Annotated in this window: 4 protein-coding genes and 1 pseudogene; all 5 read left to right on the top strand. The window is 55.8% G+C overall.

The window, feature by feature from the left end; translation table 11 throughout:
- Positions 1-273: pseudogene (locus tag H6B31_RS16425) on the top strand (hypothetical protein); the annotation flags it as partial.
- Between the two features lie 119 nt (positions 274-392).
- On the top strand, positions 393-695 hold the full coding sequence (locus H6B31_RS16420) for a hypothetical protein (RefSeq protein ID WP_191437501.1): 303 nt from the start codon (positions 393-395) through the stop codon (positions 693-695).
- Positions 696-701: 6 nt separating this feature from the next.
- The gene (locus H6B31_RS16415) at positions 702-1673 is read left to right on the top strand and encodes a DNA adenine methylase (protein ID WP_346014112.1); all 972 of its coding nucleotides are present in this window, start codon (positions 702-704) and stop codon (positions 1671-1673) included.
- Between the two features lie 25 nt (positions 1674-1698).
- Positions 1699-2067 (top strand): hypothetical protein, encoded by a 369-nt coding sequence (locus H6B31_RS16410; protein ID WP_204899485.1) that lies wholly within the window; start codon positions 1699-1701, stop codon positions 2065-2067.
- Positions 2060-2788, top strand: a complete 729-nt coding sequence (locus H6B31_RS16405) for a DUF3849 domain-containing protein (RefSeq protein ID WP_204899484.1) — start codon at positions 2060-2062, stop codon at positions 2786-2788. The genes H6B31_RS16410 and H6B31_RS16405 overlap by 8 nt, the downstream gene beginning before the upstream one ends.
- Positions 2789-2875 lie beyond the last annotated feature (87 nt).

Below are 2875 nucleotides of genomic sequence, written 5' to 3'. Positions count from 1 at the left end.
GACTATGCACAGAACCTTCAGCATTACGCCGTCATCCCTCGAGGTGTGGATTTGGCGGAGTATGGCCGGGAGCTGGCCATACGGGACGGTATCATCCCCAAGACAGGTCTGCTGGCGGACTGCTTTGACAGCAGAGCCTACGCTGAGACATATATGAAACAACATGGGCTCTCCGTTACCGAACACGGCTATGCGGCATGGAATGGAGGTGATCTGATCTTTGAGTACAGCCAGCCGAAGCAGGGACCATTCCAGACGATGGGGATGATGTAACTGCCAAACAGGAAAATCAAATTGACTAAAAACACGAGGGGCCGTTTTCCCGAAAGGGGCAGACGGCCCCTCTTTTTTGTGCCCTTTTTCGGGAAAGCAGGTCCCGGAAAGGATGAGAAATGAACCGAGAAGAACGGCTGTTGGCCTATTTAGAGGGCGCATGCTCCGGCCGAGACTATCGTGTTGGCGGGAAGGAGCTGGAACGGACTCTGAATCTCAGCGGCACAGAGTTACGGAAGCTGGTGAATCGTCTGCGGCAGCAGAACAAACCCATCGCCAGCGACCAGACTGGCTATTTTTATGCGCAGACCGCGGGAGAAGTCTATGCCACAATCCAGAATCTGAAGAAAATGCGCGCTGGTTTGGACGCGGCGATCCGAGGCCTGGAGCGATCCTTAGACGACTTTCCGGTGGGGAGGTGAGGCCTTATCGCCAAGCCCTTTATCCCGTGGGTAGGTGGAAAAGGGAAGCTTCTCCGGCTAATTCGAAGGCTGGCCCCGCCCTGGTACCCCCGCTTTATCGACGTGTTTGGCGGCAGTGGAACGGTTACCCTCGGCCGCCCCCTCCGCAAGGGGTGCCTGGAGGTCTACAACGACTACAACAGCAATCTGACCAATCTATTCTGCTGTGTGAAAAACCGAACCCTGGCCCTGCTGAAGGAGCTGGGGTTTCTTCCCCTCAACTCCAGAGACGACTTCAATGTCCTGTATAAATTCTTCTCCAAGGATGAGTTTACAGACGACTACCTGGAGGAAGAACTGGAGCTGACCCAAATCTACCTGGAACCGCCTCAGCGGGAGACCATCCGGAAGCTGATGCTGGAGCGCTCTCCCCGGGGTGACGTCCGCCGGGCAGCTGATTACTTCAAGCTGATCCGATACAGCTTCAGCGGCGGTGGAAAATCATTTGCCGGCCGGTCCTGTGACCTCCGGCGTTTCTTTTACCTGATCTGGGAGTGCTCCCGCCGGCTGGCCAGTGTTGTCATTGAAAACAAGGACTTTGAGAGCCTGATCCTGCAGTATGACCGGAAGAACGCCTTCTTTTACTGCGATCCCCCTTATTTTGAAGCGGAGAGCTGCTATGAAGTGGAGTTTCCCAAAGAGGACCACCAGCGGCTCCACGACGTGCTTCTGAACTGTCAGGGATATGTCATGGTGTCCTACAACTGCTGTCCTTACATTCTGGAACTCTATCAGGAGTTTTATATCTTCTACACCACACGGCCCAACAGCATGTCCCAGACTGCGGACAACGAATATGAGGAGCTTATCATCACCAACTACGACCCCCGCAAAACGGAGGGAGACGGCCGTCAGCTCACTCTCTTCCCAGGTTGGGAGGAAGCCGACGAGGACGACCTGCACTATGAACTGATCCATGAACCTGGTTTGAGCGCATAAATCTTACTTTTAGGAGGAACATGCCATGAAATTCAATTTACACCGAGACCCCAGCAACAAGCTCCAGAAGATCCCCTATTCCGTCATGCAGATCGCCGGTTTGGCTGACAGGGAAGATCTTACCATCCAGACTGACGAGGGGTGCATTCTTTTAAGCCATGACCATCTTTCCACGAGAGAGACAATCCAGACGGCTACTCTTCTGAAACAGGTCACGGTTGATCTGATGCGGCAGCTGGTGGAAGCCAGTCAGGAGATGGCCAGCCAGCCCGAGGAGCGTGAAGACCCGCTGAACCAATTTGACGAGACTATGATCGAGGCTTTGGTGGACTGCGGCGCGGACCCGGACGGTCTGAGAATGCTTCTGGTTTTGGAGGAGTCTGAGGATGAATGATGTTTATCTCTATCCCTATTCCTCCGAGGAGGCCCGCCGCCGGGACGAGCTGTCCCTGTGGCGGGCCAGCCACCGGGCGAATATCGCCTGCAAGGAGACCATAGAGAAGGCCGTCCGGCAGCACTTTGACGGTTCTCGCCTAGACAACGACTGTCTGACTGAAGTATTCCAAGAGTTTGGCTACAAGCGGACGGCCTGGGTACTGGCCAACACCCTCCAGCAGTTGGAGTGGGACGGCCGGTTCAGCCCCAAGAACAAGGCGTGGGCGGAGCAATTTCCCATCCCCTGGGACAAACAGCACGGCCCGGAATTTGTGGTGACCAGCCACCCCGCTGTGCTGGACGGGGTGGTGGATCAATACCGCAAGATATATCAGGAGCTTGGGCTCTTCGGCCCGGAGCAGTGCAAACCAAATTCTTACTCCAGCCTGGATTATGAAGGGAAGGTGCTGGTGCTCTCACCGGATATTCTGAAGGAGTCCTACTGGACGCCCCAGGCCCAGCTCTGGTACGCCCACGACGGATTTGGGTGCACCCCCCACGCCATTGGCCGCTCCGTCCGCTGTACCTGCCTGGGGGACGGAGAGATGACCCGCTGGAACCGGACGGATTTTATCGGCGTGCTCAAAGAGGAATACCTCCCAGACTGGGCCGCCGAAAAGCTGGAGGAGCTGCGCGGCCAGGAACAGCCCGCATTCTCCACCGACATGACGATGAAATGAGGAACTGAAATGGAAATTTCTTATTACACCATTGACGATCTGAGACAGCCCCCCAAGCGGCTGTTTCGGAAGGGCTGTTCCATCCGG

Origin of the sequence: Pseudoflavonifractor capillosus, assembly GCF_016899775.1 — a bacterium.
Lineage (GTDB): Bacteria > Bacillota > Clostridia > Oscillospirales > Oscillospiraceae > Lawsonibacter.
This window is presented reverse-complemented; position numbering and strand designations above follow the sequence as displayed.